The sequence below is a fragment of the Aeromonas simiae genome, from assembly GCF_000820125.1.
Classification (GTDB): Bacteria; Pseudomonadota; Gammaproteobacteria; order Enterobacterales; family Aeromonadaceae; genus Aeromonas; species Aeromonas simiae.
Genome location: NZ_CDBY01000056.1, coordinates 23,136 through 46,330, shown reverse-complemented (window position 1 = coordinate 46,330; position 23,195 = coordinate 23,136). Strand labels below are relative to the sequence as shown.

Here is a 23,195-nt window from a genome sequence, read left to right as displayed (position 1 = left end):
TTGATTCAATTTGTTAAAGAACGTTGCCTTGTCGGCTGAGGCTGCGCATCTTACGCCCCTCATTTCGAAAGTCAAGCGCCGTGGCGGCTTTTCTTTCGCAGCGGACTGGCTCATGCCAACTCACTGACCCTCTGGCGTCATCCGCCGTGCTGGTGAGGGCGCATTATAGGGAGGCGCCTCGGGATAACAAGGCTTTTTTTGAAGAAAATCACGAATAATTCAAAACAATCAGTTAGAAACAAAATATTAAGTGTATATATACAGAGTTATCCACATTGTGCTGGTTCGTGAGCCACTCCCGAGCCAATTTCATGTGCTCCAGACGTGCCTTTCACCTTTCTGCGGTGGCTTGTGTTACAAAACCCCGTTACCATGAAGGTGAATAAAGTGTTGCGTTTTCATCGACTTCATTCACATGAGGGTGGACTCCCTATGACATTGTTCCGTTTTCCCCTGTTTCTACAGGCGGCTATCTGCGCCGCCATTCTGGCGTTAGTCGGCTATCTGCTGGCACAAGGACTCAATTTCCAACTGGAGACCGAGATCATCTTTGCTCTGGGTCTGGCACTCGGTGGTTTTGTGGTTCCTCTGCTGCTGCAACGTAAGGTTGGGGTGACGCCATCGACCACAACAGCCCCGACAACCGATGTTGAAACCCGCACCCTGTATGTCGGTAATCTTCCCTATCGCGCCAACGAGGCCGCCGTGCGTGAACTGTTCGTTCAGCACGGACAGGTTATTTCGGTGCGTCTGATGAAGGATAAGGTGACCGGCAAGCGCCGCGGCTTCGGTTTCGTCGAGATGCCGGTAGCCGATGCCGAGCGCGCCGTCGCGGCGCTCAATGAGAAGGAGTATCAGCAGCGCACCCTCAAGGTGCGTGAAGCCAACGAGAAGAAGGAAGGAGAGGGCGACGCCTAATGCGCTAGTCTCCGACCTGACGTAATTGCTCAAGCCCCCAGCTCATTAAGGGGGCTTGCAGTTTCAGGGCTGCCGCATCAAGCCTGGTGCAGTAAGCCATCCCCCTTCCCTCCCCCGCACTTTCCCCACTCCCCAAGAGGTGGCGCACCCGCTTGGCCACCGCCTCTCCCGAATCAACAAACGTGACTCCAGGCAGGATCTCGGCCAGCTCATCGACCAACAGAGGAAAATGGGTACACCCGAGTACGACGGTATCGGGGCTGTGCCCCTCCTCCCGCCAGGAGGCCATCACGGCGCGCAGCACATCCATGTCAACCGGCTCCCCGGCCAGCTTGCGCTCGGCCTGAACCACCAGCTCGGTGCTGCCTTTGAGCAGCACCTGCTTGCCTGGCGCAAACTGCTCGATGAGGCGCAAGGTATAGTCGCGGGAAACCGTGCCAGGGGTCGCCAGCAGCCCGATGCAACCATTTTGGGTCAGTGCCACTGCCGGCTTAATCGCCGGCACCACTCCCACTACCGGGATCTCCAGCCTGGCGCGCAGCTCGGGCAATGCAATGGTGCTTGCGGTATTGCAGGCGATCACCACCAGGTTGATGGCATGCTCGCTCACCATCTGTTCGACCGTGTTCGCACAGGCCGTGATGAGCACATCTTCAGCAAGTTCGCCATAGGGAAAGTGGGCGTTATCGAAGCAGTAGAAGTAGTGATGTCCTGGCAACAGGCGGCGAATTTCGCGATAGACGCTCAGCCCCCCCATGCCGGAGTCGAAGACGAGAATATTGGCCACGGAACTCCCCCTCGGATACAAGCCCGTGATCATACTCCTCCCTCTTTGACGAGGGGAAGCCCCAAGAAGAAGGCCCCGCATCGCGGGGCCTGGTCTCAGAGGCGATAATCCGCGGTCACGCGGAACTCGGTCCCCGTGCCGGGGTAGCCGACGGCTTCATCGTAATCGCGATCAAGCAGGTTATCGACGCGCCCTCCCAGGGTCAGCCGCTCGTTCACGGCATAATGCGCCCCCAGGTTGAACAGGGTATAAGACCCCAACTCGCGGCGGGTCGCCGGCCAGGAGCTGAAGTCATTGTCGTAGCGCTTGCCCACATAGAGCGCCTCACCACTCCACTCCACCGGCCCCGTGGTCACGTTGGCCAGCCAGCTGCCTTTATTGCGGGTACGGCGCAGCAACTGCCGATCGGCATCATTCTTGTCCTCGGCGCGAGTGATGTCGAAGCTGAGGTCATGACGCACCGGCCCCGTCATCAGGCCAAGGGCCAGCTCCATGCCATGGATATCCGCGTCCGTGTTGTTGGGGCGGCAACTGGCGCTGGCACTCTGGCAGCGGATCAGGTTTTCGATCCGGTTGCGGTAGAGGTTTACCGACCAGTCCCAGGCGCTGTACTGACCGCTCAATCCCAGCTCCAGATTGCGGCTCTCCTCCGGCTTCAGGTTCGGATTTTCATAACCCGGATAGTAGAGGTCGAGGAAAGTCGGAGCCTTGAAGCCAGTGCCATAACTCAGGCGCGCCTTGTGGTGCGGGTCGATATCGACCCCGGCGGCGGCCGACCAGGTGTTGTGGCGACCATACTGCTGGTTGTCGTCGGTGCGGCCAGAGAGCTCCAGCAGCAGCGGGTTCCAGCGGTAGCTACCGACGGCAAACAAACCGGTGTTGTCGCGATCCGGCGCCGCAAAGCCAACGATAGCCGGGCTGCCACTGCTCCAATCCTCGGCGCGGGAATCCGACTTCATCTGCTCCTGCTGCCAGTCGGCACCAGCGGTCAGGTGCAGGTTGTCGTTGGCCTGCCAGCCGTTGATCCACGCCAGATGGGTCAGGCCGGTATGAATGGGCTGCCCCGAGCCCTCACCATTAGCATCCAGCCAGGTTTTCAGGCGATGTTCGCCATAACTGGCTTCAAGTCGGCTGGTCAGGGCAGTACCGCGATACTTGAGCGCACCATCAAACTGCTTGGCAGAGACCCGGCTCTGATCGGTGGTGCCGTCGGTCTCGGTGAGGTTGCGCCAGCCAAGCGCATTCAGCTCGCCGCTCCACTGCTCATTGAAGTCGTGGTTCAGGCCCAGCTGACCGTTGAGGGTGTCAAAACCATCGCGATCCGGCTGATGGGTCTGCGCGACCGCATCGACCCCGTCGGTCTTCTCGTAACCCAGCATCAGGTTGCCGTCGGTCTTCTCCCCCAGCGCCTGCACCGTGCGCAATTGCCCCATGCCGTAACCATGGCTGCCGGCACCACCGGTCAGGTGAGTCTCACTCCCTTGGCGGACCGAGGTCTGGGTGATGATGTTGATGACGCCACCGATGGCATCGGAGCCATACACGGCCGCCCTTGGCCCGCGAATATATTCGACACGCTCCACCAACCCGAGCGGGATCTGGCTCAGATCCGGGGTCCCCACCGCCATGGCGGCAATCTGACGACCGTTGATGAGGATCAGGGAGTGGTTGGAGTTGGTACCGCGCATGAACAGACTGCTCTGGTGCCCACGTCCTCCCATGCTGACCAGCTGCACCCCCGGCAGGGTACGCAGCAGATCGGGCAGGCTCTGAACCTGGCGGGCCTCGATATCCGAGCGATCGATGATCAGGGTGGGGGCCAGTACGCTGGCGGCGGTCTGTTCGACCCGATTGGCGGTGACGACCATCACCTCATTGGTTGATACTGGCGACTGGGCGAGCGCGGCCGCCGGCAGCAGGGCCGCCGCCAGAAGTTTCTTCGACATAACAGATCCTTAATTACGCGTAAGCATCCATCTCGCGACCGGTTTCTCTCGGCCCGAAATACGAGCTTTGGCAGGTCTTCGGGCTTGGGGGCTGGAAACCTAGGCGACGGCTTCCCACCTTGCGGCAGTGCCATGATGTCGCTTCGTTCCCCCTTACCGCTGCGCGCCAGCTCCGGAGTTACACCGGATTCCCTATTAAGCAGGTTGCGCCAAAGCGCGGGGATTATAGGCAAGACAAAAACGGAAGTATAGCAATCTAGACATCCATTATTGCCAATACTGTTTCGACTAGGGGAGGGATAAGGGGGCCAGCACGACGCAGACACAGGGATGAATACGATGCCGGCATGCAACGAGGAGGCTAACGGCGAGACAGGTAAGAGAGGGCACGCGGCATGCCGTCAGGCTCGGTGCCCGCTCGCCATGGCAGGGAAGATCCTGCTCCAACGCCTCATCAAAGGCGCTGATGGGGCGAGGCGGCTCCCATTCACTCCGGGGTTGAAACTAGGCCAGCCTGCTCCCGCCGACTGACCGGCAGAGGCGAGGCCAAGAGGGCCTCTCGGTGGAACAGGGTGATGCCACCGGAGCGCTCCTCGCCGCTGGCCGTCTGTAAGCTGGCCAGCGACGCGGGCCACACTGCCGCCGCATACCCGCGGTCATGGGCGGCTTATCGTTGGCAACCCCCTCTCCTATCCGATTGCATCGAACAAATATCAATAATCTTCTGGCCTTATCAATGTATAATGCGCTCCAGCATGCTACCCAGATAGGATCCCTGCCGAGGCCGACCATGACGCCGTTTGTCGAACTCTCCATACGCGCCCTTATGACACGCCACGCGCAGTGCATCCCCAATTTCACTCCGGCAGCGATCCCCGCCGCCGAAGGCTTAGAGCCGGCTTTGCCGGCTCTTTTTGTTGACTGAAGACAAACGTTTGACAGCAAGGAAAATCACGATGACGCACTCTCCCCTGATCGGCCTGGTGATGGGCTCGGATTCGGACTGGCCCGTGATGCAGGCTGCGGCCCGCATTCTCAAGGAGCACGGCGTACCTTACGAAGCGCGCGTGGTGTCAGCCCACCGCACTCCGGATCTGCTGTTCGAGTATGCCGCCAGCGCCCGCGAGCGTGGCCTGCGTGCCATCATTGCCGGCGCCGGTGGCGCCGCCCACCTGCCGGGCATGTTGGCCGCCAAGACCACCATTCCGGTGCTGGGAGTGCCGATCCCGACCCGTCAGCTCAAGGGGATGGACTCTCTGCTCTCCATCGTGCAAATGCCCAAGGGAGTGCCGGTCGCCACCTTCGCCATCGGTGAGGCGGGTGCCGCCAACGCCGGCCTGTTCGCGGTCTCCCTGCTGTCGGTCGCTCAAGACAGCGATGCCCCCCGCTACCATCAGCAGCTCGACGGCTTTCGCGCCAAGGAACGTGACCGGGTGCTGGCCCTTGAGCTGGAGGACCCGGCATGATCCTGCCTCCCGCCACCCTTGGCATGCTCGGCGGCGGTCAGCTCGGCCGCTATTTCGTGATGTCGGCGCACCGCCTCGGCTATCAAGTGATCGTGCTGGATCCGGATCCCGCCAGCATCGCCGGTGCCGCGGCCGACGCCCAGATCGTGGCAGCCTATGACGACGCCGAGGCGCTAAGCGAGCTGGCCCGGCGCTGCGACGCCATCACCTGCGAGTTCGAGAATGTGCCGGCTGCCTCCCTGGCCCTGCTGGAGCAGCACAAGCCGGTGCGTCCGGCGGCCAGCTCAGTGCGCGTCTGCCAGGATCGCCGCGAAGAGAAAGCCTTCCTGACCCGCGCCGGCGTGCCGGTGGCACCGAACCTGACCCTGTTACCGGGTGAGCCGCTGCCCGCCCTGCCGGACTCGCTGTTCCCCGCCATCCTCAAGACGGCGCGTGAAGGCTATGACGGCAAAGGACAATGGACCCTCCATCAGGCAGACGAGCTGCCGGCCGCCCTAGCGGCCAGCGGTGTGCCCTGCGTGCTGGAAAAGCGCCTGCCACTGGAGGGGGAGTTTGCCCTGACCCTGGCGCGCAGCCCGAGCGGCGCCATCAGCGCCCTGCCCCTGGTGCAGAACTGGCACAGCGGCGGCATCCTGGATCAGACCCGCTCCCCGGCCAATGTGCCGGCGCTGGAGGCCGAGGCCCAGCGCATCGCCGAGCACATCATCGCCGCCCTCGACTATGTCGGCGTGCTGACAGTGGAGTTCTTCCTGGTCGGTGGGCAACTGCTGGTCAACGAGATGGCGCCGCGTCCCCACAATTCGGGCCACCCCAGCATCGATAATGCCGGTTGCAGCCAGTTTGAGTTGCAGGTGCGCGCCCTGTGCGATCTGCCGCTGCCCGAACAGGCCGAGGTGTGCCCCGCCATTTTGCTCAACCTGCTCGGCGATCTGTGGCAAGACGGCGCCCCGGACTGGGCCGCCGCCCTGGCCCTGCCCGGCGTGCACCTGCACCTCTACGGCAAGGGCGAGGCCCGCCCCGGCCGCAAGATGGGCCACGTCACCGTCACCGGCCGTGAATGGCCGGCCGTCGAGGCCACCGCGCACCAACTGCGCGCCCTGCTGGGGCTGCCGCCGCGCTGACGCCATCGGCAAACGCACTCCGATAAAAAGACCCAGGCCTTGGCCTGGGTCTTTTTTTTATCTCGCCCGCTCAGCCCACACCGAAGGCCTCGCGCAGTATCCGCCACCGCGAGAGAAAAAGGCGCGTTGCCAGAGAAGGAAAAACGCCGCCGGCAAGCGCCATCAGACAGGACAACGGGAGAGTGAGGATGAGCGAAGACTCAACCAGCGGCCGGGGCCCCACCCTAGCGCGCGACAGGGCGTTGAGGCAGCAGCCCCTGACAAGACCAGATACGCCTAAGCTTTTCTCGGCGAATGCCGATAAAGAAGAGATTCACTCCCAGAGTCCTCATCAGAGAGGTATGTGCGTATGGCAAGAAATATGACGCTCATCGCATTGTTGCCGGCCCTGTACTACGGCTACGGCACCGCGAGCGAGCCGTCACATCAGGTCACGTGGCACGCCACGGCCATCAAATATCCCCAAGCATCGTTCAACCTGCTCCATCCGGGACAGCAGGTCATCAATGCCACAAGGGCCCCTCACCCCGCACAAGAACTGGCCGCCCAACTGCTCGAGCCCGACGATAGCTACCAACTGCTGGCCCGCGCCCTCAACAACGAGGCCAATGCTCCAGACGTATTACTCAACGGCCAGGTGCTGGGGATACGTTACCAGCGGCTTCCTCTCACAGATCGCTACTACCTTGGCTACCGTCAGGACGGCCAGCCAGGAGCCCAGCAGACCACCGAAACAGGCTATGACCTGATCGCCTGCTGGCAATCCTGACCTTACCGCGTGAAGGGGTTTACTCTGCCTTCACGCAGTTATTCTCCAGCCAATAGAGCATGCCATCTTGCACCTGCCGGTACAGCTGCTCGACTTGCCGCAAGACACTCGGCATACACCACGGCAAACGGGGGGAGACCTCCCATTCACCACAACCGGCCACCAGTTCATTGGCCCCTATGATGCGCGCCCCTCCCTTGAGTCGGTGCAAGTGGGCCAGGAAGGCGTGACTGTTGTTCTCGCTGCTGGCCTTGGCCAGCGCCCGCAGATCCTTGTCTGCCTCCCGGATGAACTCGATCATGAGCGAGCGCATCAGATCGCTGTTACCGGCGGTCAGCGACCCCAGTGTACGTTGGATGCTGTCGGCCACGTCGGCCGGATCCGCGTACCGCTGCCCAGCATCGTGCCTCGCTAGGCAGGCGCGCAGCTCATCTAAGCTGATGGGCTTGAACAGGCAATCATCCATGCCGGCCTCAATGGCCCGCTGGATCTGCTCCTGGCGCGCATCCGCCGTCAGTCCGATGATGGTCGAGCGCTCCCGCCGCTCTTCCCGCTCCTGCTGCCGATAACGGGCCGCAAATTCCAAGCCATTCACATCCGGCATGTTGAAGTCGGTGATGATGATGTCAAAGCGCTGCTCTGCAAGGCACTGTAACGCCTGCGCCCCCGATGCCACCTCGGTGACCTGATGCCCGAGGAAGGCCAGTTGCTGGCCGACCAGCAGGCGGTTGGCGGGATGATCGTCGATGATGAGCACCTGCCGGCTACGTCCTGACTGGTTATCGGCAACCGTCGGGGCGTTGGCTCCCGGCAGTGACTCCACCAACGGCAGCCGGAGCGAGGCCAACACCGTCGTTCCCTGCCCAGGCTCGCTGCTCAAAGAGAGATCGCCCCCCATCATCTGGCACAGGGTTCGGCTGATCATCAGGCCAAGACCGGTGCCGGAGTGCTGCTCATCCGCCGGTTGCGTCCCTTGCGTAAACGGTTGGAACAGCCGGGCCTGATCCTGCGGGCTGATCCCAATCCCGCTGTCGGTCACCTCAACCTCGATATGGCACCACAGTCCATCCTTGCGCTGAGTCAGACGCAGCTCAACGCCCCCCTTGCGGGTGAATTTGATGGCGTTGCTGACGAGGTTGGAGAGCACCTGTTTAAAGCGGGTCGGATCGATCATCACGGTATGATCGCCTTGCGCCTTCATGACCAGCGTCAACCCTTTCTGCCGCGCGCTGGCCATGAACACATTGATGGCCGATTGGCTCAGCTCGGTGGCGCGGTGGGGCGCCGGGGCCAGCTCCAGCTTGCCCGACTCTATCTTGGAGATATCGAGGATATCCCCGATAAGGCCGAGCAGATCGTGGGCCGACTGATAGGCGACCGAGACTGAACTGTGATCCTCCTGGCTCAACGCCCCCTTGCGCAGGGTCAGCTCCAGCAGGCCGATGATGGCGTTCATCGGGGTGCGGATCTCGTGGCTCATGGTGGCGAGAAAGGTCGATTTGGCCCGACTCGCTTCCTGGGCATCCAGGCTGGCACTGGCCAACTCACTCATCAGTGACACCCGCTCACTCACGTCGATCCAGCCGCCAACCACCCCCTGAACCTGACCGGAGAGATCGCGATAAACCTGCAACCAGTGAAAGATATCGATCTCTCCGCCGTCGGGCAGGTGTATCCGATAATCCCCCTCACGGGCAGCCTCATCCTGCCGGATCTGGTCAAAGGCCCTGATCAGGGGGGCCATGAAAGGCCAGCGCCGCTCCACCTCGGTCAGTGACAGGCGCTGCATCTCCTCCTTCTCCATGCCGAGGAAATGGGCGTAGTTGCCATTGCACAGGATCAGCTGACCGGAAAGGTCACAGGCGTAAATGGGATGCGGGGTACTGTCCACCAGCTCTTCAATGAACTTCAGCTGATAGCCCAGCGCGGCCTGGGCCTCCTTGCGCCGCTGGATCTGCTGGCGCAGGGAGAGACTCCAGAGCAGCCCGCCGGCAAAAAGCAGAAACGCCGCCAGGAAGAAGACACCGAACTCCCGCAGCACATCCTGCCAGGTAATCAGCTCCTGCTTGGCGCTGACGCGCCAGCGGGTCGCCAACCCTTCCAGCTCATCCGGCGGGATGGAGGCCACCACGGTATCGAGGATATCCACCAGACTCTTTTGAGCGGGCAAGGCGGCAAACCCCGCCCCTAGCGGCACAGAGCCAAACAGTTCGCCGGCGATATGCAGACGGTCTGGAAACTCGGTGTTGATGAAGAACTTGGCAACCCGCAGCGGCAGGATGGCGACATCACATCGCTCCTTGGCCACGCACTCCAAGGCCGCGTCGATCCTGTCAAAATGCAGTTGCCGCCGGACGGTGAACACCTTGTCGATCTCCGACGAGGAGGCAAACCCCTTGATGCTGGCCATCCGGCCGATCTTGAGCACCGCTTCGGGGTCCACCCCCCGATTCTTGTTGTTCACCACATAGACCAGGGGATCGAGCGTAAACACCCGGCTGAACACATACTGCTGCAATCGCTCCGGGGTGGGGGTCAGGATCATGGCATCCGCCCGGCCCTGGGCGACCGCCTCAATCTGCTCGTGCGTATTGGCCACCGGCAGTGCCTCTACTGCCACGCCGAGCTTGGAGCCGATCACCTGAAACAGGTCAGCGGCGATGCCGTGCAGGTTGCCCTTCACATCGATGAAACTCAGTGGCGGCAGCCCCTTGTTGACGGCGATAGTGATCGTCCCTTTGGCATTGATCCACTGCCACTCCTGCCGGGTCAGATTGGTACGCGTGGACTGAATGGAGAGGCCTCCACCACTCCAGCGCTTAATCACCGAATTGACGTGCATGTCGGAGACCGATGCCAAGGAGGCATTTAAGATCTCCCTCAGCGTATCGTTGCCGGCCCTGACCCCGAATGAGAACCCCTGAGTGTCGGCATAGATGGGACGCACCAGCTGTATGCTGTCCTGATAAAATTTGTTGGTGAGAAAGTTCCCCGAGATCATATCGATAAGAACGGCATCCACCTTGCCATACGCGGCGGCGGCCATCGCGCTATAGCGGGAGGGATAGAGCTCCACCCTGACCCCAGGCAGATAGCTGATGACCTCCGCCAAGGGCAGATAGGATTCGGCGACCGCCACTCTCTTTATCTGCTCGGGATGCACGCTGAAATTCTTGTAGATGGCCGGCTCATCCATGATGTAGGGAAGTGTCAGCGTCAGCCCCTCCCTCACTTCATAATTGTTCGCCGACCCGATGAAGTCGGCCTCGCCACGATGAATGGCCGCGATAGCCTCATCACGGGACGGGAAGGTTTTGGCCAGGATCTCAACACCCAGGCTCTTGCCGACGATGCCGATGATATCGGCCGTGACCCCTTCGTACGCACAAGAGCGCAATGTGATATCCATCGGCGGGCTGTCTGGCCTGGGCACCGCCAGCACTAGGCGTTGTTTATTGTTCAGCCAGTGCCGCTGCGACTCGCTGAGGGTCGGCACTTGCCGAGGGGTGTCGGGCAGAGATTCTCTCGAGAGAATGCCCATGAGACCAGTCTCGCGTTCCCGCTCGATGGACACTGCCATGGTCGCCACCAGCAACATGCTGGCAGCGTAAACCACCTTGAGAATCGTCATAGACAGACCTCATATCACCATGTATCGCTTGGCCAACTCCAGCAGCTCGACCATGTTGCTCACCTGCAGCTTCTGCATCACCCTGGCCTTGTAGGTACTGATGGTCTTCTCGCTGAGCAGCATGTCACCGGCAATCTCCTTGTTTGCTCGGCCCTGACACAAGGCAACAAATACGCTCATCTCCCGATCGGAGAGGGTATTGAGTACCTCCCTGCTGTTCACATCCGCCGAATACTTCCCATGGGCGATCACCTCGGTCGGGAAAAACAGTCTCCCTCCCAGGCAGGTACGGATCGCCTCCTTGAGCAGCCCTAAGTCTTCCAGTTTGGAGACAAATCCGTCCGCTCCGGCCTGATAGGCACGAACCATCACATGGCGGCTGTCCTGCGCTGACAAGACGATCACCTGAGCAGTCGCATCAATGCACTTGATGCGCTTGACCACCTCAATCCCGTCCAGCTTCGGAATACCGATATCCAGCACCACCACCTGTGGCTGGAGACACCTGAATTGATGGATTGCATCCACGCCATTGTCGACTTCACCACACACATTGTGTGCATCTTGTTGCAACAGTATCCCTACCGCCATCCGAATTGCAGGATGGTCATCCACGACCAGAACATCCGCCATAATCGTCCTTGTTCCTTTCATCGATAAGGCCAATCATGCCCTTGAATCTACCATTATTTCTTTATTCTGGAACGGCTTGCCAATAAAAATCACAAACTCATCAAAAAATAATATGAAAACAGCAGCTAAACCTTCAAATATCAACAAGTTATAAAAACACCAAATGCTTAAAGCTAATTTATTCAAATAAAATAATAATTATAGTTTAGTTTCATGGTGAATATGTTTTTTTATAAAAAACATAGAGATAAGAAATCAGTATGGTTTTGTAACGCGGAGCAACACGTCAGAATTAATCCGTATCACACATCGCTATTTTGGGCATTTTCCTACGTAGACCTCCATCACAGTTTTTTTGAGGATTTTCCTACACAGACTTTGGTCGAAGAAGGTGGGCATTGCATGTATCTTTATTGCCTGAATCTTGACCAACACGCTCCATATGGCCCCAGCTGTGTTTGCCAAGAGTCATGCAAAAATCGGGAATGTTTTTCCCACCACACAGGGAAGGAAGAAAAAATGAAAAAAACTCTGATTATTCTGGCTCTCGCAAGCCTGGGGGTAACCTCCGCTCACGCCGCCGTCGACAGCGTTGCCGTCGCCACCTGGCAAGCCACCGCCAAGAAAGACACCACCTCCTCGTTGGTGGTGACCCCGCTGACCAGCCTCTCGTTTCAGTACGCCGAAGGGGTTGAGGAATTCAACACCGTCAACGGCCTGTTTGACGTGTCCATCATGGGCCGCTTTGGCGACCCGACCGGCTCGCCCTATACCGACTTCACACTGAAGGCCAAGAAACTGAGCAGCACCCTGAATCACCTCAGCGGTGGTTCAACCGTCGAGGTGGGTGTCATGTGGCAAGGCGTCCCGCTCACCAATACGGGTTACACCGCCCTGATCGATACCGCTAACGGTGTCAGTGGTGGCACCCTCTCTTCATTGAGTTCCACCTTCAATGTCAATGAGCGCTCTACCGCGCAAGGCTCGTTCAACTTCTTCATCGAGAGCGCCACCGTCGGTGGCTCGACCTCCGCGTTCAGCGCGCTGCCGGACGGGTTGTGGAGCGGTGAGGTGAGCGTCGAGTTTGTGGCCAGCTGGGCCTGACGACATGGTGTAACTCAAGGGGCCGTGCGGCCCCTTTTTTAGAGGGATCAGCCCTATGTTGTTGAGAACGATCGTGCTCGGTCTGTTGGTCTATCCCCTCTCCGGTCAAGCCATCAATGTCGGCAGTATCACGACCTTCATTGATGCCGGAGCTCAGGACGTTGCGAAAGAGATCAAAAATAACAGCGATCAGGCCCGCCTGGTCACCATCTCCATCTCCCGTATCTCCTCCCCCGAAGAGGGGGGGGTCACCATACCCATGGAGATGAACGGCGAGCTGCTGCTCTCCCCCAGTCGTCTGATGCTGCCCGCCAAGGCGAAAAACAACGTGCGTTTCTTCTACAAGGGGCCGGCCGATGCCAAGGAGCGCTACTACCGCATCACCTGGCTCGACACCGCCCTGTCTGCCGACGAGCAGCGCCAGGAGCGCCGCCAGGCGGTCGCCACCACCTCCGCCCAGATAGGCACCATCCTGGTCGTCACCCCGCGCCAGCACCGCTTCGACTACGCCATCGAGAAGGGGGTGCTGGTCAACCGGGGCAATGCCTCTTATCGGGTCGTCGCCTACGGGGTCTGCCGTGATCAGCCCGGCAAGCAGTGCAGGGAGACCTATTACGATCTGCCGGGCAAACGACGCGCCTTCAAGCGAGTCGACATTCACCACGAGAAGAGCCACCTCGGCCTCTGGCTGGGACAAGAATTCGTGGTGGTTAAGTAATCCTGTCGCCTGACCTGAACCACAGGATTCACTATGCGTAGTACCTTAAACTGCCTGCTTGCAGCCTCTGTGCTGCTGGCGACGCCGGCTATCGCAGCGCCACTGCGCATCGCCAACGTCATCATTCCGACCAGCTTCGCAGCGGCGCTGGAAGAGGGGTTGGCCGTACCGGTGCGCCTGCAATACCGCGATCCCGCACATCAAGTGGAGACGCTGACCGACGACCCCATCGGCAATGCCACCCTGCTCCTTCGCGACGGCCAACTCCACCTGCTCAGCATCGACTTCACCACGGGTCAGCAGGAGGGGCTGCTCAATGAGGCGCTGATCGCCCAGCTGACCCATGAGCAGCTGCGCGTCTTCTCCCCCGAAGGAACCCTGCGCATCGACGAACATGCGAGCATGCACCTCGACCTGGTCGCCATGTTGCTGACGATTCAGGTCTCCCGCGCGGCGTTTGGCGATGCCAAACAGAAAGACCGGCGCATGGCCCTGACCCCGAGCGTGGCGTCGCTGACAGGCGTTCACCGCTACAACATGGGCTACTCCTTCGCTCGCACTCATGAGAGCGGCCACAGTGACTCCAACTTTTTCCAGCTGAGCAGCACCTTGGGCCAGGGAGCCCATCACCTAGAGCTGGATGCCTCCCTCTACAACATGGGAACCGGCCAACAGAGCAGCGAACTCTACCGCACCATGTACGAGCGGGATCTCGAGGATCGCCGGTTCGCCGCCGGTATGGTGTCAACCTGGGATCTGCAGACGCTCGGGGTGGTGACCGCCCTCAACACCGGACGCATCTATGGAGCCTCCTATGGCAACCAGGCCCAATCGCGCAAGCGCACCACCCAGGAATCCAGCACCCCCATCCAGGTCTTCATGCCGGCCAACGGCGAGGCCAGAGTCTATCGGGACGGCCGTCTGATCGCCCTGCAAAACCTGCCGATCGGCAACCAGAGCATCGACACCTCCTCCTTTCCCAGCGGCGTCTACAACGTGACGATCGAGACCCATGTCGAGGGACGCCTGACCGACACCAGTACCCAGCGGGTCACCAAGCTGGGCGGGAACCTCGATTTCAGCCAGGAGTGGGGATGGCAATGGTGGGGCGGGCTCATGGAGGGCATAGAGCAGCGCAGCGACTCGCCTCTGGTTGGCATTTCGCTGGCCCGCACTCAGGAGACAGTGGATTTCGCCACCACCGCTTATGCCTTTCGGGATGCCGCCGTGGGAGAGGCCCGCCTGGGGTGGCAAGCCACGGAGCGACTCTCCGTGCAACTGCAATCCATGCTCTCCACCGATCGCTCATGGCGCCTAGCCAGCAGCCTTTCATTGCAGTTACACGATCACCTATCCGTGTGGGCCAGCCAGGAAAAGCTCGCCACAGGGAACACGCTGACGGTAGGAGAAACCGACCTCTACTCGGCCGGCATCACCCTCAATATCGGAGGGTGGGTCACGGGCCTTGGCCAGCTGTCCATCAACATGACCAAAGACAGGGAGAACGGCAGCGATCGCAACTATGTGGACTATTACCAGAGCCTCTATTCCGGCCGCTACGGCAGCTTGTCACTGCGCGCCAGCCTGCAAGGCAACCGCGCCCTGCCGGGCGGTGTGGATAACAAGAGCGTGACCCTGGATTACAGCATTCCGTTCGATAACCTCTTTAGCATTGGCATGAGCAGCAACGAACAGGGCCAGACCACCGCCAACCTCAACTATCAAAAACGCATGGAGGGGGTGATCAATCTGGCCTCGCTCAATGCCTCGCGCCTTATTCACGGCGATGATGAGCGCAACATGGCCCTCTCGGGCACCCTGGGGTTCGACAACCGGGTCATCGGTGGCACCATGACGGTGGGGCGCGGCCACGGGGGGGATCTCAATGGCAACCTGATCGCACGGGGAGCCTTGGTGAGCACCGCTGAGACCCTGCTCGCCTCCAGCCAGAGCAGCGCCGGCTCGGGGCTGATCATCAATACCGGCATCGCCAAGGAGGGCCAGATGCTGGCCAAGATCAATGGTCAGGATTACCCATTGCGGGGGGAACAGACCTTCCTGGCACTGCCCTCCTATCAGGAGTACGAAATTGAGCTGCTCAACAGCAAACACAGTCGGGACAGCTATGACATCAACACCGGCAAACAGCGTTACACCCTGTTTCCCGGCAACGTGGCCACACTCGACGCCAGAGAGCACATCCGGGAGATGGTCACCGTCTTTGGCATCATCCGGGCCGAAGATGGCTCCGTCATCGCCAATGCCCGCCTCGATAACCACATCGGCACCACGCTTACCAACCGGGACGGGGAGTTTTCGCTGGACGTGGATAAAGCCAACCCCATGCTGACCTTCCGTAACGGCAGCCAGTTTTGTGAAGCCGAGCTGGACCTGAGCGAACAGACCGGCGCCGCCTGGCTGGGGGATGTGATCTGCCGGGGCCTGCCAACCTACGCCATGGTGAGGGAGTAATGATGAACCACAACACCTCAGCGCTGCTGATCCTGCTCCTGCTCGCCTGGAGCTCTGACGCCACCGCCGCCGTCACGAAACGGCTGCTGTCCAACGCCCCACTGCGCAACTTCCTGTTTATCGAAAACCAGGAGGACAACAACCAGTTCATCTCCCCCACCGACTCCCTGGACCCCCGCCTGACGGGGGCCAACGTCTGGACCTCCCTCAAGGGCAATGGACAATCGAGCCTGGCCTACGTGGACAACGGTGAAAACCGGGCCGTCGACAACTGGAACATCGACATGTGGGAAGAGGGGCCGATTCGCCACCCCTACATCAATCAGCGCTGCATCATGACCTATACCCGCTGTGACAGTAATACGGCAGAGGCCATCAACAAGCCTGCCGTGGTGGATAACAAGGGCTTCTATGGCCTGCTCGGTGCCGCCAACGGCTGGGGACATGCCAAGATCAGCCCCGGCTTTTTCGACTACCTGCGCAACATGCCGGTGGGCGCCATCCTCAATCGGGAGATGAACCTGTGCCGGACCAGGGATCTGTACGACGCTACAACGGGGGCGCGCTGCGCCGATCAGAAAAGCGGTGACTGGTATGTACGCCAGATGCAGCACAAGAAAGCCGGGCACCTGCGCTTCATCCAGACCAACGCGATCAGCGAGGTGATCGTCGACAGCAACGGCAACCCCTACGTGCTGCCCGGCTCCCAGGGGTGCCAGAACTATCGGCTGGGCACACGCGATGGGATCCTGTGCCGCTTTCTGGATTACAACTTCACAGAGGATGGCAGCCAGACCTTCACCAATCCCTATCTCTACACCAACGTCAAAGAGGCCGCCCTGAACTCCGCCATCAGCAGCGCGGATATCCAGATGAGCGCCGATCTCAGCTACTGGGTCAGCAGGGGTAACAGTTACGACGTGAGATACTTAAGGAGGCAGAGTTCGATCTACCTGTTCCTGTCGAGCAACTTCTTCAAGCAGGTGGTGAAGCTGGGGTTGCAGACGCGCCTGACCCGCGACCTTATCAACTTCAACATGAAGAGCGGTCTTGCGCCCGAGAGCGGCTATTACGAGTTCAGCGGCACCACAGAGATCAAGATCAAGCCCCGCCAGTTCAGCGTCTCGATCCTCTCGTCCGACGGGGTCACCTCCCCCTACCGGGAAGGGAAGGTGGGCCAGGATATCCTGAGTTTTCCCTACAACATCTCCGACAGTGGCCCTGCCAGTGCCGACCTGCTGGAGATCGCTGTGGCACAGGATACCGGCACCCCCGATCAGGGGCGCTGCACCTTCTATCCCCCCGGCCCATTCAAGCCTGATAAGGGTGTCCCCATCCCGATTCGCCTAGCCTTCGACTCAACGCTCCATGGCACGGGCTACCGACACGCCATTCGCTGCGACAACACCCCCGTCGATATCCGCGCTCTGGGGATACAGGACAGTCAGCCCCCCTTGGCGTGGACCGATCCGAACGGTGACAAGGGGATCACCCGCTTCTATACCCTGGCGCTTGAGTTTGACCTCACCGATCCGGCGGTGCTGCGCACCAGCAATGGCTGGCCATGGGAGGGGGTGGTGCAACAAAGTGGCACCATCACCATCAAGGGAACCTGGCGTTAACAAGGAGGCGAGGATGTACAGAGGCGTGTTCATCGGCTGGATAGGATGGCTGGCGTTGCCGGTTGGTGCCATCGATATCGGCCCCATGACGGTCGCGCTGGAGCCCGACCAGCGCTTCCTGGCCCGCACCATCACCAACAACAGCACGACCCCCAAGCTCTACGAGGTAAGGGTAGAGAAAATCAGCGATCCCACGGCCAGCGGCCATCCCCTAGCGCTGATCCCGGGTGAGCTGCTCTACGCCCCCAAGCGCTTCGTGCTGCATGCGCGGCAGGCTCAAAACATCAAGCTCTACTACAAAGGCGAAGAGGATCACCAAGAGCGCTATTACCGGGTAACCTTCACCGAGTCCCCCGCCGCCCAGGTGGCCGATCAGGCCGAGGAGCAACGCAAGGGAGTGCTGGAGATGAAGCTCGAACTGCAATCGGTTCTGGTGGTTCGCCCGCGCCAGATCCGTTTTGAGTACCAGCTGAACCCGGCAGAAGAGAGCATCACCAACACAGGCAACACCTACTTCGAATTCATGGTCAAACAAGGCTGTGAACAACCCGACAGCCAGGCCGACAGCAAATATCTGCTACCCGGAGCCACCTATCACAATTCCAAAATCGGTAAACCGGGCAATCAGCAGGTGATCGTCTATCAATCCCGCTTCATCCCGGTGGGCAAGGCGTGCTGGCCCGAGACCCCATAGCCCTCAGGTGCGGGCGGCCAGGCGGGCCGCAAATCCCATGAAGAAGAGACCGATGAGGCCGTTGCCGATGCGGGCAAGCCACTGCTTTTGACGGAAGAAACGGGCCACCAGGGTCCCCCCGAAAATCAGCAGGCTGAGATAGATAAAGCTCATGGTCTCGAGCATGCCCGCCAGCACCAGATAGGAGATCCAGGGGTGGGCATAGTTGAAGTCGATGAACTGCACGAAGAAGGAGACGTAGAAGAGGATCGCCTTGGGGTTGGTGAGGCTCAGGGTCAACGCCTTGGAGAAGTAGCGCTCACCCGGATCGACGAGCGGCGCGGCCCCCTCCTGACGCGCCACGACGTTGGCGTGCAAGATCCTCACGCCGAGATAGAGCAGGTAGAGGGCGCCGAGATAGCGAACCAGGGTAAACAGCAGCGGCGTGGTGCGGATGAGTGACGCCACCCCGAGATAGGCACAGAAGATGAGCAGGGCATCGCCGACGAAGACCCCGAGAGCGGCCCGATAACCGGGCCCAACCCCACGGGTGGCGCCAGTGCGCAGCACATAAATCGAATTGGGGCCCGGCGCTATGATGATGAAAAAGAGGCCGACCAGATAGGTCCAGACGTTGATGACTCCCAAGCTCTCGAACATGCGCCCTCCTTGGTTCGGGGCCACGACCCCGTATGACTCGAGTTCGCACGATTATACTCCCCCCTCCCCATCAGGACACGGCTTCATCGTGAAGATCAGCGCGCGCCGTCAGATGCCCCCCGACTCACAGAGCAAAAGAGCACATTAGACACATGCCCTCACCGCTAGTCATAACCAAACATGACAACCGCGGTCGCCACAACGGTGCCGGGTTTGATGTTGCCCTGATAGGCCACGTATTTCGCCTTCAACACTTGGATATTGCTATTGATATACGAGAGATCCTGGCCCTTATTCACCTTGAAGAAGGAGGTGGCCTTGCTTCCCACCCCGCCCATCTCAACAATGGTGAGCTCCTGCTGCGTCTGGGGGTTAATCAAGGTAATACCGATCCCCTCCGAGGTAGAGGCCTCGGTATCGACGATGATCTTGCCGCTCTCGGCATCATCGAGCAGATTCCCGCTCGCAAACCACGCCGATATATTTCGGGTCGCAAAGTCGGCTGACGGCGACAAATTGGCGGTGCTGCAAGCGATGGGGAAACCGAAGAATTTCTCGGTGTTACGCCCGGTTTTAATATCAGCAAGCGAGACAGGCGGCAGCCGAATCGTCATATCCCGTACCTCGCACGTGGTCTGTGAGGGGGCGAAGATGATGGTCAACCGTTCAAACGCGATGAACCGGGTACGGCTCCAGCCGCTGGCCGGCGTGTCGTTGATGGTGTAATTGCGAGCCAGGTTACCGTATTGGTTAGAGCCGGAGCCCTTGTCTGCCCCCCCCTTACCACTGACCACGGCGGGCACGATATCGACGGAATCACCGTTGGCCACCTTGCTATTTGAGCTGGTCATTCCGCTCGGCCTCTCCCGCAGCAGGGTCACGGTCAGGGTGTAGGTAGTCTGGTAGCGACCGATGCCATGAAAGCCGGCGGTACCATTGACGGTCGACTTCCACGGGTTGAAATCGACCGTGAACCGCACCCAATACGTGGTGTCGCGCGTCTCATCGGAAAACTCGACATAGAAAGGCTCATTGTCCTTAGGGCCCATCAAGCCACTGAAGAAGAACATGTGATCGGTCCCCAGACCAATCCAGCAATACATGGAGCCAGACCATGCCGTGGTGTAGGTATAAGAGACCGTGTCCGAGTACAGAAACGCCTTGGTCAGATTCAAGCTTCTCAATGGCGACTGCTTGACCTTCCCCACGACGTCACAGCTGTTGGCAGCATCAGCCATGGATGAAAACCACAAACCCGTCAGCGCGAGCAAACCGATCAAGAAATGACGCATGTTATCTTCTCCCCATGACTGCCACAGCAGGGCAAGAGAACCACTCGATAGGGATGGAGCTCGCCATCCCGCATGATGTTGTTAATGACTCGGCAGCACGGCACAACGGGCGGCGAACCGCCTTCGTGACATGCCCCTCGATGGACAGAGCACCGCCCCGCATCAGGCGCAAATATTGATACCGCTCGGGTTGATGTCGTTGATGGTGCACTCTTCGGCCCGTTTGCCCTTGCGGTACCTGACCTTGAGGTGTGCCGGCATGCTGTCGGCCTTGATGAACAACTGGCTGCCCTGTGCGACGTGGCCAATCTCCTCCCCTTGCTCACCGTATACGGTGGCGCCAAAAGGCAGGGCGCTGCCGGCATGATCCTCAATATCCAGCACGTAACTCTTACGGGTATCGGTCTGGTATTTGATGTGGATGATGCTGCCCTCATAGGGGGCCACGCGGGCAATATTGCTGAGCACATCCACGTCGCTGTCCATCCGCTCGTCGCTCTCCAGCATGAAGTCGTTCATGCGGTATGCCGACGCCCCCGAGATCAGGGCCCGGCCACGCTTGTCGGTACGGCGACGGGCATCACCATTGATCATCGCGTTCTCGACCCCGGGGGCATCCAGAATGACGAAGGTATTGCCAGTGTCGGCGCTCAACATCACATCGTCGGCGTAGGCCAGCACGGTGCCACTGGCCCCCAGACTGGCCTGGCGGTAGTCACTGGCCTCCGTCAGACCCGCGCTCAGATTGACCTTGTTGGCACTCCAAGAGCCGTACAGATCGACGGCCTTGTTGTTGCCTTCATGGTCGTGGGAGGCGCTCAGGCTGTAATCCACCTGCTCCAGCACCCCACTCATGCCGACGCTGGACGACTCGTAACCGTGGTCATCGAAGCTGGTGCGGGCCGTCAGGCTGGCTGGGCGGTCAAACAGGGTCAACGGTACCGTGACGCTCAGATAGGCGCTGTTTTCCGACTTGCTGCGACTGCGCAACTGCTGGGAGAAATAGCCCTCATCATCCGCCACCGACTCGTAGAAGTTCTGGTCATAGTCCGAGCGCCGCAACGAGAGGGTGTAGCTCGCCTTGCCGACCGTGTTGTTGTAACTCAGGCTGTACTGCTTGGTGGCCCTGACATCACTCCAGTAGTCACTGACATAGGCATCGAAGGTGAACCGGCCATACGGGTCAGGCAGGTTCTGCGCCAACGAGACACTAAAGACCTGCTTGTTGCGCTGCATCGGATCCAGCTTGGCATCCTTGGCGCTCAGATAGTCGGAGAAAGAGAGGAAGTTCCTGGTCCGATAGTAATAGTTGGCCAGGGTCAGGTTGGTGTTGGTGGCGAAGTACTTGCTGTACGAGACGGCGTATTTCTCACCACTGCGCTTATGCCCGCCCAGGTCATAGAACGATTGCTCCACATTGGCCGAGACGGAACCGACATGGGGCAGTGAGAAGGCACTTCCCATCAGGTAAGAGTGATAGTCACCACTGCCGGTCACCCCGCCAAACAGGGTCCAGTAGTTGTTGACCCCGCGGGCATAGCTGGCCTGGAGAAACAACGGATTTTCGTCGTTGCCGTCGATCTTCGCCTGACCGATGTTGAGGTGATAATCATCGGTGCCGGGGCGCATCATGTCAGCCATGGTGGCAAACGGCACCACGAAATATTCGGTTTTGCCGCCCGAGTTCTTCACTTCAACGTTCAGATCGCTACGGGAACCGGTCGGCATCAAGTCACGAATCGCAAACGGGCCGGGCGGAACCGAGATCTGATAGATGGAGCGACCATCCTGATAGACGTTGATGACGGCGCTGGTGCTCGCTTCGCCGCGCACCAGCGGCATGTAGGCGTGATCCTTGTCCGGCAGCATCCTGACATCCTTATCCAGCGTCAGTCCGCGAAAACGCAGGGAGTCAAAGTAGCGGGAGGTGCTGTAGCGATCCCCCGCACTGGCCACCCCCGTGATCGAGGGGAGCGCCCGCTCCAGGTAGCGGGAGGTGTTGTGCCACCGGCGGTGACCGCTGCGGTCGTCGTAACTGAAATTGGAGGCATCGCGCAGGTGCCAGCCCCCCAGGTTAAGACCACTGTGCAAGTTGAGGAAGGCGCTGCGGTTGCCAGAGGCCCCCGACTCCTTGGTATGCAGGTCGTAATAACTGACGTTGTAGCTGCTATAGAGACCATTGATCCCCCGATCCCACTTGTCAGGATTCACCCAGTTGCGGCTACTCTCCTCCACATAAGCTTGCGGGATCTCCAGCATCACCTTCATCTCGCCGAACACAAGATCGCTCTTGCCGCCATGCAGGATCTGCTTCAGCTCAACGTCACCTTCCCCGGTTAACGCCTCCAGCCCCAGAATGCCGAGGGCAGGAATATCGTTCAGCGACACGAAGATCGACTCGTCATCGCTTTTCACGATGCGTAGCGTGAACTTGCCCCGCCACTGCTGGTTGACGTAGACATCAAATTCATAAGCCCCCGGCGCGATCATCATCGCATCGCCGCTCCAGTCCATGTCAGAGGAGGCGCCCACCAACAGGTTGGAGTTAAAGGTATCGGCATGTGCCGCAGAAATGGGCAGGGTGGCGGCGATCGCTCGCAGCAACAACATCCTGACCATCACCACGCGGTTCTTCATCTTCATCTGCACATGCCTATAGGTGGGAAATCATTACAACAGGGCGAATCGTCGCGCCCCAAAATCATCCAAATAACTGATCCGATATTTGCTCCCCTGATTCACCTTGGCAGGGATAGAGAGGCAGGAATAAGGCGCAACAAACAGGGCCTCATTCAATAAATTATCTTTGATGGGCTGTTTCAGCTCACCGCCACGCCAGGGCGCCATATGAACTATGGTCATGTAATAGGGCGTGTCATTCTTCATACAAGAGCCAGAACCATCATGCTGTAACGAAAGCCGCTTAATAGCTTCAGAGGGTGACTTCGTTAACCCTGCCGGGCGGAAGAACAACTTGATTCGCGTTCTGATGGCTACTTGCAGATAATTCTCAACGCTATTGGCCTCCGGCTGGGGTGGAATATCCACCACATTCAACCAAAATACCGACTCGCGATCCTTTGGCAGGGCATCGACACCACGACCGACAATTTTAAGAGCCTGGCCATCGCCCCCTTTCATCTTGACCACAGGAGGGGTCAGCACAAAAGGTACCTTGATCTTTTCCGGGGTATCACTGGCATTACCGTCATCAATCCAGGATTGCACCAGATGCGTTGTATTTCCCCGATTCACCAGCTGTACATTGACGAATTTAGCCTCTGCGGGATAAATAACCCGAGTCGAATTCACGATAACACTGGCTTGGCTTGATATGGAAAAAAGCAAACTAATGAATATGGAAAGATATTTCATTCATCCCA

General features: G+C 59.5%; 17 protein-coding genes and 1 riboswitch. Of the genes, 9 read left to right on the top strand and 8 right to left on the bottom strand.

Going from position 1 to position 23,195, the window contains the following annotated elements:
* The first annotated feature begins 432 nt into the window (after nucleotides 1–432).
* On the top strand, nucleotides 433–918 hold the full coding sequence (locus BN1134_RS11085; RefSeq protein ID WP_042047266.1) for an RNA recognition motif domain-containing protein: 486 nt from the start codon (nucleotides 433–435) through the stop codon (nucleotides 916–918).
* 4 nt (nucleotides 919–922) lie between these two features.
* On the opposite strand, the gene murI is transcribed toward BN1134_RS11085, so the two are convergent.
* Both murI and BN1134_RS11075 read right to left on the bottom strand, forming a co-directional pair.
* On the bottom strand, nucleotides 923–1,705 hold the full coding sequence (gene murI / locus BN1134_RS11080; protein ID WP_042047275.1) for a glutamate racemase: 783 nt from the start codon (nucleotides 1,703–1,705) through the stop codon (nucleotides 923–925).
* 95 nt (nucleotides 1,706–1,800) lie between these two features.
* Nucleotides 1,801–3,651 carry a TonB-dependent receptor domain-containing protein gene (locus BN1134_RS11075; protein ID WP_042047264.1) on the bottom strand — a complete coding sequence of 617 codons (1,851 nt, stop codon included), beginning with the start codon at nucleotides 3,649–3,651 and terminating at the stop codon, nucleotides 1,801–1,803.
* A gap of 52 nt (nucleotides 3,652–3,703) precedes the next feature.
* Nucleotides 3,704–3,880, bottom strand: a riboswitch (cobalamin riboswitch).
* 727 nt (nucleotides 3,881–4,607) lie between these two features.
* Between BN1134_RS11075 and purE the strand changes: the two genes are divergently transcribed.
* From purE to BN1134_RS11055, 3 genes are all read left to right on the top strand, one after another.
* The gene (gene purE, locus BN1134_RS11065) at nucleotides 4,608–5,117 is read left to right on the top strand and encodes a 5-(carboxyamino)imidazole ribonucleotide mutase (protein ID WP_042047260.1); all 510 of its coding nucleotides are present in this window, start codon (nucleotides 4,608–4,610) and stop codon (nucleotides 5,115–5,117) included.
* Complete coding sequence (locus BN1134_RS11060) at nucleotides 5,114–6,238, top strand: 5-(carboxyamino)imidazole ribonucleotide synthase (protein WP_042047258.1); 1,125 nt, start codon at nucleotides 5,114–5,116, stop codon at nucleotides 6,236–6,238. The genes purE and BN1134_RS11060 overlap by 4 nt, the downstream gene beginning before the upstream one ends.
* 361 nt (nucleotides 6,239–6,599) lie before the next feature.
* Complete coding sequence (locus BN1134_RS11055; protein WP_052449473.1) at nucleotides 6,600–7,007, top strand: hypothetical protein; 408 nt, start codon at nucleotides 6,600–6,602, stop codon at nucleotides 7,005–7,007.
* Between the two features lie 19 nt (nucleotides 7,008–7,026).
* On the opposite strand, the gene BN1134_RS11050 is transcribed toward BN1134_RS11055, so the two are convergent.
* On the bottom strand, nucleotides 7,027–10,638 hold the full coding sequence (locus tag BN1134_RS11050; RefSeq protein ID WP_042047256.1) for an ATP-binding protein: 3,612 nt from the start codon (nucleotides 10,636–10,638) through the stop codon (nucleotides 7,027–7,029).
* A gap of 9 nt (nucleotides 10,639–10,647) precedes the next feature.
* Nucleotides 10,648–11,271: a response regulator transcription factor gene (locus BN1134_RS11045; RefSeq protein ID WP_042047255.1), complete on the bottom strand. Its 624-nt coding sequence runs from the start codon at nucleotides 11,269–11,271 to the stop codon at nucleotides 10,648–10,650.
* Nucleotides 11,272–11,790: 519 nt separating this feature from the next.
* Here BN1134_RS11045 and ecpA point away from each other — a divergent pair.
* Genes ecpA through BN1134_RS11020 form a run of 5 tightly spaced genes read left to right on the top strand, consistent with a single transcriptional unit; the run spans nucleotide 11,791 to nucleotide 17,881 of the window.
* Entirely contained in the window at nucleotides 11,791–12,375 is a 585-nt protein-coding gene (gene ecpA, locus BN1134_RS11040) for a common pilus major fimbrillin subunit EcpA (protein WP_042047253.1), read from the top strand.
* 55 nt (nucleotides 12,376–12,430) lie between these two features.
* Nucleotides 12,431–13,093, top strand: a complete 663-nt coding sequence (locus BN1134_RS11035; protein ID WP_042047252.1) for an EcpB family pilus assembly chaperone — start codon at nucleotides 12,431–12,433, stop codon at nucleotides 13,091–13,093.
* 33 nt (nucleotides 13,094–13,126) lie between these two features.
* On the top strand, nucleotides 13,127–15,565 hold the full coding sequence (locus BN1134_RS11030; RefSeq protein WP_042047251.1) for a fimbrial biogenesis outer membrane usher protein: 2,439 nt from the start codon (nucleotides 13,127–13,129) through the stop codon (nucleotides 15,563–15,565).
* A 2-nt stretch (nucleotides 15,566–15,567) separates the two neighbouring features.
* Complete coding sequence (locus BN1134_RS11025) at nucleotides 15,568–17,187, top strand: hypothetical protein (protein ID WP_042047250.1); 1,620 nt, start codon at nucleotides 15,568–15,570, stop codon at nucleotides 17,185–17,187.
* A 13-nt stretch (nucleotides 17,188–17,200) separates the two neighbouring features.
* Nucleotides 17,201–17,881, top strand: a complete 681-nt coding sequence (locus tag BN1134_RS11020) for a fimbria/pilus periplasmic chaperone (protein WP_042047249.1) — start codon at nucleotides 17,201–17,203, stop codon at nucleotides 17,879–17,881.
* Between the two features lie 3 nt (nucleotides 17,882–17,884).
* Here BN1134_RS11020 and leuE read toward each other — a convergent pair whose 3' ends face one another.
* From leuE to BN1134_RS11000, 4 genes are all read right to left on the bottom strand, one after another.
* Nucleotides 17,885–18,520: a leucine efflux protein LeuE gene (gene leuE, locus BN1134_RS11015; protein ID WP_042047248.1), complete on the bottom strand. Its 636-nt coding sequence runs from the start codon at nucleotides 18,518–18,520 to the stop codon at nucleotides 17,885–17,887.
* Nucleotides 18,521–18,684: 164 nt separating this feature from the next.
* A complete protein-coding gene (locus BN1134_RS11010; protein WP_042047247.1) occupies nucleotides 18,685–19,812 on the bottom strand; it encodes a fimbrial protein in 1,128 nt (375 codons plus the stop codon).
* 162 nt (nucleotides 19,813–19,974) lie between these two features.
* Nucleotides 19,975–22,455 carry a fimbria/pilus outer membrane usher protein gene (locus tag BN1134_RS11005; RefSeq protein ID WP_052449472.1) on the bottom strand — a complete coding sequence of 827 codons (2,481 nt, stop codon included), beginning with the start codon at nucleotides 22,453–22,455 and terminating at the stop codon, nucleotides 19,975–19,977.
* Nucleotides 22,456–22,482: 27 nt separating this feature from the next.
* On the bottom strand, nucleotides 22,483–23,187 hold the full coding sequence (locus BN1134_RS11000; protein ID WP_042047245.1) for a fimbrial biogenesis chaperone: 705 nt from the start codon (nucleotides 23,185–23,187) through the stop codon (nucleotides 22,483–22,485).
* Nucleotides 23,188–23,195: the final 8 nt, after the last annotated feature.

What these genes read in the sequence shown, in the direction of transcription:
- BN1134_RS11085 (WP_042047266.1), top strand. Translation starts at nt 433, where the DNA reads ATGACATTGTTCCGTTTTCCCCTGTTTCTACAGGCGGCTATCTGCGCC.
- BN1134_RS11075 (WP_042047264.1), bottom strand. Translation starts at nt 3,651, where the DNA reads ATGTCGAAGAAACTTCTGGCGGCGGCCCTGCTGCCGGCGGCCGCGCTC.
- purE (WP_042047260.1), top strand. Translation starts at nt 4,608, where the DNA reads ATGACGCACTCTCCCCTGATCGGCCTGGTGATGGGCTCGGATTCGGAC.
- BN1134_RS11060 (WP_042047258.1), top strand. Translation starts at nt 5,114, where the DNA reads ATGATCCTGCCTCCCGCCACCCTTGGCATGCTCGGCGGCGGTCAGCTC.
- BN1134_RS11055 (WP_052449473.1), top strand. Translation starts at nt 6,600, where the DNA reads ATGACGCTCATCGCATTGTTGCCGGCCCTGTACTACGGCTACGGCACC.
- BN1134_RS11050 (WP_042047256.1), bottom strand. Translation starts at nt 10,638, where the DNA reads ATGACGATTCTCAAGGTGGTTTACGCTGCCAGCATGTTGCTGGTGGCG.
- BN1134_RS11045 (WP_042047255.1), bottom strand. Translation starts at nt 11,271, where the DNA reads ATGGCGGATGTTCTGGTCGTGGATGACCATCCTGCAATTCGGATGGCG.
- ecpA (WP_042047253.1), top strand. Translation starts at nt 11,791, where the DNA reads ATGAAAAAAACTCTGATTATTCTGGCTCTCGCAAGCCTGGGGGTAACC.
- BN1134_RS11035 (WP_042047252.1), top strand. Translation starts at nt 12,431, where the DNA reads ATGTTGTTGAGAACGATCGTGCTCGGTCTGTTGGTCTATCCCCTCTCC.
- BN1134_RS11030 (WP_042047251.1), top strand. Translation starts at nt 13,127, where the DNA reads ATGCGTAGTACCTTAAACTGCCTGCTTGCAGCCTCTGTGCTGCTGGCG.
- BN1134_RS11025 (WP_042047250.1), top strand. Translation starts at nt 15,568, where the DNA reads ATGAACCACAACACCTCAGCGCTGCTGATCCTGCTCCTGCTCGCCTGG.
- BN1134_RS11020 (WP_042047249.1), top strand. Translation starts at nt 17,201, where the DNA reads ATGTACAGAGGCGTGTTCATCGGCTGGATAGGATGGCTGGCGTTGCCG.
- leuE (WP_042047248.1), bottom strand. Translation starts at nt 18,520, where the DNA reads ATGTTCGAGAGCTTGGGAGTCATCAACGTCTGGACCTATCTGGTCGGC.
- BN1134_RS11010 (WP_042047247.1), bottom strand. Translation starts at nt 19,812, where the DNA reads ATGCGTCATTTCTTGATCGGTTTGCTCGCGCTGACGGGTTTGTGGTTT.
- BN1134_RS11005 (WP_052449472.1), bottom strand. Translation starts at nt 22,455, where the DNA reads ATGAAGATGAAGAACCGCGTGGTGATGGTCAGGATGTTGTTGCTGCGA.
- BN1134_RS11000 (WP_042047245.1), bottom strand. Translation starts at nt 23,187, where the DNA reads ATGAAATATCTTTCCATATTCATTAGTTTGCTTTTTTCCATATCAAGC.